We start from the raw sequence: 5,488 nt of genomic DNA on the forward strand, positions 1-5,488 counted from the left end.
GTCGGCTCATCCAGAAGAAGAACGTCAGGTTTGCCGAACAAAGCCTGTGCGAGAAGCACTTTCACTTTATCGGACCCGGAAAGTTCAGCCATTTTCTTGTCGTGCAGGCTGTCGGGTATGCCAAGTCCCTGAAGCAGGATGGCCGCTTCGGATTCAGCTTCCCAGCCGTTCAGCTCAGCAAATTCTCCTTCAAGTTCTGCGGCGCGCATGCCGTCTTCATCGGAGAAGTCTTCCTTCATATAGATGGCGTTCTTTTCCGTCATGATATCATAAAGCTTTTTATGGCCCATGATCACGGTATCAAGAACCTGGTTTTCTTCGTATTCAAAGTGATCCTGTTTCAATACCGCAAGGCGCTCGCCCGACCCCATGTAGACATTGCCGGATTGTGGTTCAAGGTCACCGGAAAGGATTTTGATGAACGTCGATTTACCGGCACCATTGGCTCCGATCAGTCCGTAGCAATTCCCCGGATTGAACTGGATGTTCACGTCTTCGAATAATTTACGGTCCCCAAAACGCAAACTTACATCATTTACTGCTATCATTATTACGTACCTCCTAAAGTTCACAATAAGAACAGTATACCACGAAACCGGTAAAAACAGATAGCATCTGAGCGCGGTGTCCGATAAACTGATAAAGTATGGTCCACAGACTTTGGAGGATGAAGACGGGCGGATCAAAAAACCATTCTATCAGGCTTTGAATTTCCGTTCCTTGTAGGCTTCCAGCATGCCAAGGTCTTTGTTCAGCAGGTATTCCATCTTTACATAATCGCGCCGTGTCGGTATATGTTCCGGAGTCAGGCCCTTCATCGTAAAGATGAAATAATAACCGCCGATTTGCCGGAACCAGACGACCACATGCGGGAATTCGTCAAAAATCGCTTTTATATTGTAACGCTTTGCATAGCTCCAATTCACAAGTTTCATACAAGCAACCGCCTTTCGCTGCTTTCAGTTTAATAAAAATTTGCGGCGAACACAAGTTTGTTTTACTAGTAATAAAGGAGTGTATCCACCATGACGGCACATCAAAAAAAATCAGCACTCGGACTCATGGTGCTGGCGATCCTATTGGTTTCGGTCAACCTGCGTCCGGCCATTTCTTCCATCGGTCCGCTGCTAGGTACCATTAGGACGGATCTTGACCTAACGAGCAGCCAAGTCAGTCTGCTGACATCTGTCCCTGTATTCTGTATGGGATTGTTCGCACCGCTGGCCGTCGTATTCAACAGGAAACTGGGATTGAAGGCATCCGTTGCCATCCTTGTCGCAGCGATCGGCCTGTTCACGCTGCTGCGCGGTATCCTGCCGACGTATCCGGTACTGCTGATCAGCGCATTTTTCATCGGCACGGCAATTGCCATCATTAGCCCGCTGCTGTCGGCAATGATCAAACGCAATTTTCCGACGCGCACCGCTTCATTGATCGGCGTCTATTCATTCGGCATGGGGCTTGGCGCCACCATGGCGGCAGGGCTCACCGGCGTCTTTTATGCGATTGCCGGCTGGCCGGTTGCATTGGCCAGCTGGGGCCTGCTCGCGATAGCGGCGATCCTGGTTTGGCTGCGGGTGAAAGAACCTCCTGCAGAGGCCAGCCAGGTTCCAGTGCAGGGAGTGGCTGTCGTTTCACCGCTCAGGAATAAGCGCGCGTGGTATATGCTGGCGTTTTTCGGATTGCAGTCGTCACTGTTCTTTTCAACGATTACGTGGCTTGCTCCGATCGCCATTGAAAAAGGCCTGTCGATCGTGCTTGCCGGAGCGGTTCTGACGGTCGTATCAATTGTCGGGATCATCGGCAATCTTACATTGCCGTTATTGCTTGAAAAATGGCCAAGCCGCCATTTGTGGATCCTTGTCAGCATCAGTTCGGGCGCGATCGGTATTTTGCTCCTGATGTTTGCAGGATCAGAATTTATCTGGCTGGCGGCCGTGTTCCTCGGGGTTACGCTCGGCGGCTTGTTCCCGCTGGCGCTGATGATGCCGCTGGATGAAAATACTTCAGCCGACGACGTCAACAGCTGGACAGCCATGATCCAGTCAGGCGGTTACCTCATTTCCGCTATGACGCCGTTCTCAATCGGCATCCTGTATGACCGTTTTCAGAACCATACGATTACGCTGTCGCTGCTGCTGGCATTTCTTGGGCTGCTGTTCGTTTTTGCTTTCCTGCTTAACAATAAAACACAGGATCAAAAATAGAATAATGCTTCATTATAATAAATTCAGTGATTTTTAACGCAATGTAGAGGAGAGTTCAATATGAATAAAATGAAATACGATCTGGTCATATTCGACATCGATGACACTTTAATGGATTTTGCCATTTCAGAACAGGCAGCGTTGCAGAATGCTTTTATGGATTATGGCCTGCCATCCGGTTTTATTGATATGCACGACAGTTACCGGGCCATCAGCAGGATTCTTTGGAATGATCTGGAGCAGGGCAAAATCGCTTTGCAGGATCTTGGGGTCGAACGTTTCCGCCGTCTGTTTCTGGAACACGGAACCGATAAAGATCCTCAAGCTTTCAGTGCCAGTTACCTGGATTACCTGGGTAAAGAAACGCACCTGATGGCGGGGGCGGTGGAGGCGCTGGAAGGGCTCACACATTCCCGGCTTGCCATCATGACGAACGGCTTCGGGGAAGTGCAGAAAGCACGTCTTGAGAATTCACCGATCGGCAGCCTCTTTGAGCACATCATCATTTCGCAGGAAGCCGGTTTCCAAAAACCGCATCCGGGAATTTTCGATTACGCGTTTTCAAAACTCGGCAACCCGGCGAAAGAGCGCACCATTATCGTGGGCGATTCGCTGACTTCCGATATTCAGGGCGGGAATAATTACGGCATCGACACCGTCTGGTTCAATCCTGAAAATAAACCGAACACGACCGGCATCCTGCCGACTTATGAAATCCATGACCTTCTCGAAGTGGTCGACATCGTAAGCGGCGTGCCGGCTGGCAGAAGGGCGGGGCGGTCATGATCATCAGAAATGCAGTTCCTGCGGATGCTGAAAAATTGGCGGGTTTGATTGCGGATGCGGAAAGCTCGGGCTTTATGATGTTTGACCCCGGTGAGCGGCAATTGTCGGCTGAAGGTTTGAGCAAGCGCATAAGAGCGGTGGAAAACGCAGAGAATTCGACGATTCTTCTGGCAGAGGACAACACGGAACTGAAAGGCTACCTGTTTGTCATCGGCAATGAGCCGACGCGGACCCGGCACAGTGTGTATCTGGCCATTGGAATCAGGGAAGACAGCCGGGGGCAGGGAGTGGGAACGAAATTATTCGAAACTATGGAAAGTTGGGCAAGAGCGCGCAGTATGCGCCGGCTCGAGCTGACTGTCATGATGAACAATCGTGGTGGTATCGCCTTGTACCAAAAAGCGGGCTTTTCTATAGAAGGAATTAAAAAAAATTCGCTGAAAGTCGACGGCGAATACATAGATGAATATTATATGGCCAAGCTGTTCAGTTCATAAGATGGGATGGGATTGAATAAAACAAAACCCTCCATCAAAATGATGGAGGATACGAATTGCTTTCATAACGCCTGCTTGCCTATGAATAGCAGCTTTGAAGATGAAGCCTAAGAACAGACAGCAGCTCGGTTTGTAAATACTTCAGTAGTAAAACAGGAAACCCTTATTATGTTCTCTGCAATGCAAGCTTACCATTAAAGTACCCGAATAGATATCGATACGACTTTAAATTTGTAATACTTAAAAATCTGGGGTAGATTCCTTCTAAAGAAATAGAAATTAATCGGGGGGAGTACTTTATGCTTTTGGCTCTGGTGGGAATAAGTATAGGCATTGGACTGGCTATGCAGACAGCTGTCAACTCCCAATTAAGAAAGTTCGTGGAATCGCCTTTTACGGCATCTATGATTTCATTCATAATCGGAACGGCATTTCTGACTCTTGCCATGGTTTTCAGCAGTACGCCAATAAGTATTCCGTTGGAAACTGTTGCGGAGCTGCCTGTCTGGATTTGGTTTGGGGGTATTTTCGGGGTCATTGGTTTAACAACGAGTATTTTACTATTCCCCAAAATTGGAAGTATACAGGCATCTGTCATGCCTATTCTGGGTATGATTATGATGGGAATGCTGATAGATAATTTTGGATGGTTCTCTTCGATGGAACAGCGGTTTACATCGAATCGATTGATCGGAGTTATATTGCTGCTAATCGGAATTTTTCTTACTGTCGCGCTGACTGAAATAATTTCAAAACGGCATAATGTGACCAAACAGGTAATTGCCAAAGAACGCAGTGACGGGCAATGGAAGTGGCGTATGCTCGGCGTCGGCGCTGGTATGCTGATGGCTGCCCAGGCGGCGGTAAATGGACAATTGGGGAGTGTGTTGGGTTCACCGATTCACGCCGCTTTTGTCTCATTTTCCACGGGTGCTGCAATCTTAATCCTTATCGTCGGAGTTAGATATCGATCCTATGCAAACATTAAAATTCCAGTGGAGCAAAAAGCGCCCTGGTGGATTTGGTCAGGTGGTTTGCTCGGAGGGTTATACGTTTTGCTGAATGTTTATCTCGTTGGTCAAATAGGCACCGGCCAAACAGTTATACTGGCCTTGTTCGGACAGCTGTCGGGGAGTCTTTTAGTGGAACGATTCGGTCTATTGGGATCTAACCGGGGCCAAATCACGACTGTTCATATATTGGGATTAGCAGTTATGCTTGCTGGAATTATATTCATTCAATTGTTATGAGCAAGAAAAAACGGACGCTTCCAAATGGAATGCGTCCGTTGTTATTTATTTCACGATTTTTTCAGACTTCCAAACGGCATCAAGGAATTCATCCCGTCCGGATTGTGCACGGTCTTCTTTGTAATGTTCTGCGTTCGTTTTATAGTAGTCCTGATGATAATCTTCAGCTTTGTAAAAAGGAGCGGCATCCAGAATTTCGGTATTTACAGGTTTTTTATATCGTCCGCTTGCATCCAGAGCGGCTTTGGATTGTTCCGCAATTTCACGCTGTCTTTCATTGTGAACAAAAATTGCCGGTTTATACTGTTCGCCGCGGTCCTGAAATTGTCCTTCATTGTCCGTCGGGTCGATTTGCTGCCAGAAGATATCCAAAAGCTTTTCATAAGGGAAGATTTCCGGATCAAATGTAATCTCAACCACTTCAAGGTGTCCGGTCGTACCCGTTTTCACTTGTTCATAAGTCGGATTTTCCACATGGCCGCCGGAATAACCCGAAACCACTTTCCCGATTCCATCAAACTGGTCGAACGGCTTCACCATACACCAGAAACAGCCGCCTGCAAAAGTCGCTTTTTCCATATAACATTCTCCTCTCGTACTCCATAAAAGAAATAGTACCACTGCCGCTGTTTCCAGACAATAAAATTGTTTATACTGTATGTAGATTAAATTATTTTCTCTATTATATTGTGAAAGCCGATATTCCGCAAAACAGCTGCGCTTTCCAGCGGGCTCCCGCCCAATCCTC

7 protein-coding genes are annotated in these 5,488 nt (G+C 47.6%); 4 read left to right on the plus strand and 3 right to left on the minus strand.

The window, feature by feature from the left end:
• A partial coding sequence (locus KW93_RS04450) for an ATP-binding cassette domain-containing protein (protein ID WP_033541772.1) occupies window positions 1–548 on the minus strand: 548 nt, incomplete at its 3' end.
• Window positions 549–698: 150 nt separating this feature from the next.
• Window positions 699–935, minus strand: coding sequence for a hypothetical protein (locus tag KW93_RS04455; protein WP_033541773.1), 237 nt, complete (start codon window positions 933–935; stop codon window positions 699–701).
• Window positions 936–1,025: 90 nt separating this feature from the next.
• Between KW93_RS04455 and KW93_RS04460 the strand changes: the two genes are divergently transcribed.
• The 4 genes from KW93_RS04460 to KW93_RS04475 all read left to right on the plus strand — a co-directional run bounded on the left by KW93_RS04460 (window position 1,026) and on the right by KW93_RS04475 (window position 4,740).
• Window positions 1,026–2,207: an MFS transporter gene (locus tag KW93_RS04460; RefSeq protein WP_033541774.1), complete on the plus strand. Its 1,182-nt coding sequence runs from the start codon at window positions 1,026–1,028 to the stop codon at window positions 2,205–2,207.
• Between the two features lie 69 nt (window positions 2,208–2,276).
• The gene (locus KW93_RS04465) at window positions 2,277–2,993 is read left to right on the plus strand and encodes a YjjG family noncanonical pyrimidine nucleotidase (protein ID WP_033541778.1); all 717 of its coding nucleotides are present in this window, start codon (window positions 2,277–2,279) and stop codon (window positions 2,991–2,993) included.
• Window positions 2,990–3,490 (plus strand): GNAT family N-acetyltransferase, encoded by a 501-nt coding sequence (locus KW93_RS04470; protein WP_033541775.1) that lies wholly within the window; start codon window positions 2,990–2,992, stop codon window positions 3,488–3,490. Before KW93_RS04465 ends, KW93_RS04470 begins: the two co-directional genes overlap by 4 nt.
• A 299-nt stretch (window positions 3,491–3,789) precedes the next feature.
• Window positions 3,790–4,740 carry a DMT family transporter gene (locus tag KW93_RS04475; protein WP_033541776.1) on the plus strand — a complete coding sequence of 317 codons (951 nt, stop codon included), beginning with the start codon at window positions 3,790–3,792 and terminating at the stop codon, window positions 4,738–4,740.
• A gap of 45 nt (window positions 4,741–4,785) precedes the next feature.
• Here the strand turns inward: KW93_RS04475 and msrA are convergent, their stop codons facing one another.
• A complete protein-coding gene (gene msrA / locus KW93_RS04480; RefSeq protein WP_033541777.1) occupies window positions 4,786–5,319 on the minus strand; it encodes a peptide-methionine (S)-S-oxide reductase MsrA in 534 nt (177 codons plus the stop codon).
• Window positions 5,320–5,488: the final 169 nt, after the last annotated feature.

Source organism: Planococcus sp. CAU13 (assembly GCF_000775575.1).
Lineage (GTDB): Bacteria > Bacillota > Bacilli > Bacillales_A > Planococcaceae > Planococcus.

Bases quoted from the DNA above. Each gene is read 5' to 3' on its own strand.
- KW93_RS04455 (WP_033541773.1), bottom strand. From the start codon at position 935: ATGAAACTTGTGAATTGGAGCTATGCAAAGCGTTACAATATAAAAGCG.
- KW93_RS04460 (WP_033541774.1), top strand. From the start codon at position 1,026: ATGACGGCACATCAAAAAAAATCAGCACTCGGACTCATGGTGCTGGCG.
- KW93_RS04465 (WP_033541778.1), top strand. From the start codon at position 2,277: ATGAAATACGATCTGGTCATATTCGACATCGATGACACTTTAATGGAT.
- KW93_RS04470 (WP_033541775.1), top strand. From the start codon at position 2,990: ATGATCATCAGAAATGCAGTTCCTGCGGATGCTGAAAAATTGGCGGGT.
- KW93_RS04475 (WP_033541776.1), top strand. From the start codon at position 3,790: ATGCTTTTGGCTCTGGTGGGAATAAGTATAGGCATTGGACTGGCTATG.
- msrA (WP_033541777.1), bottom strand. From the start codon at position 5,319: ATGGAAAAAGCGACTTTTGCAGGCGGCTGTTTCTGGTGTATGGTGAAG.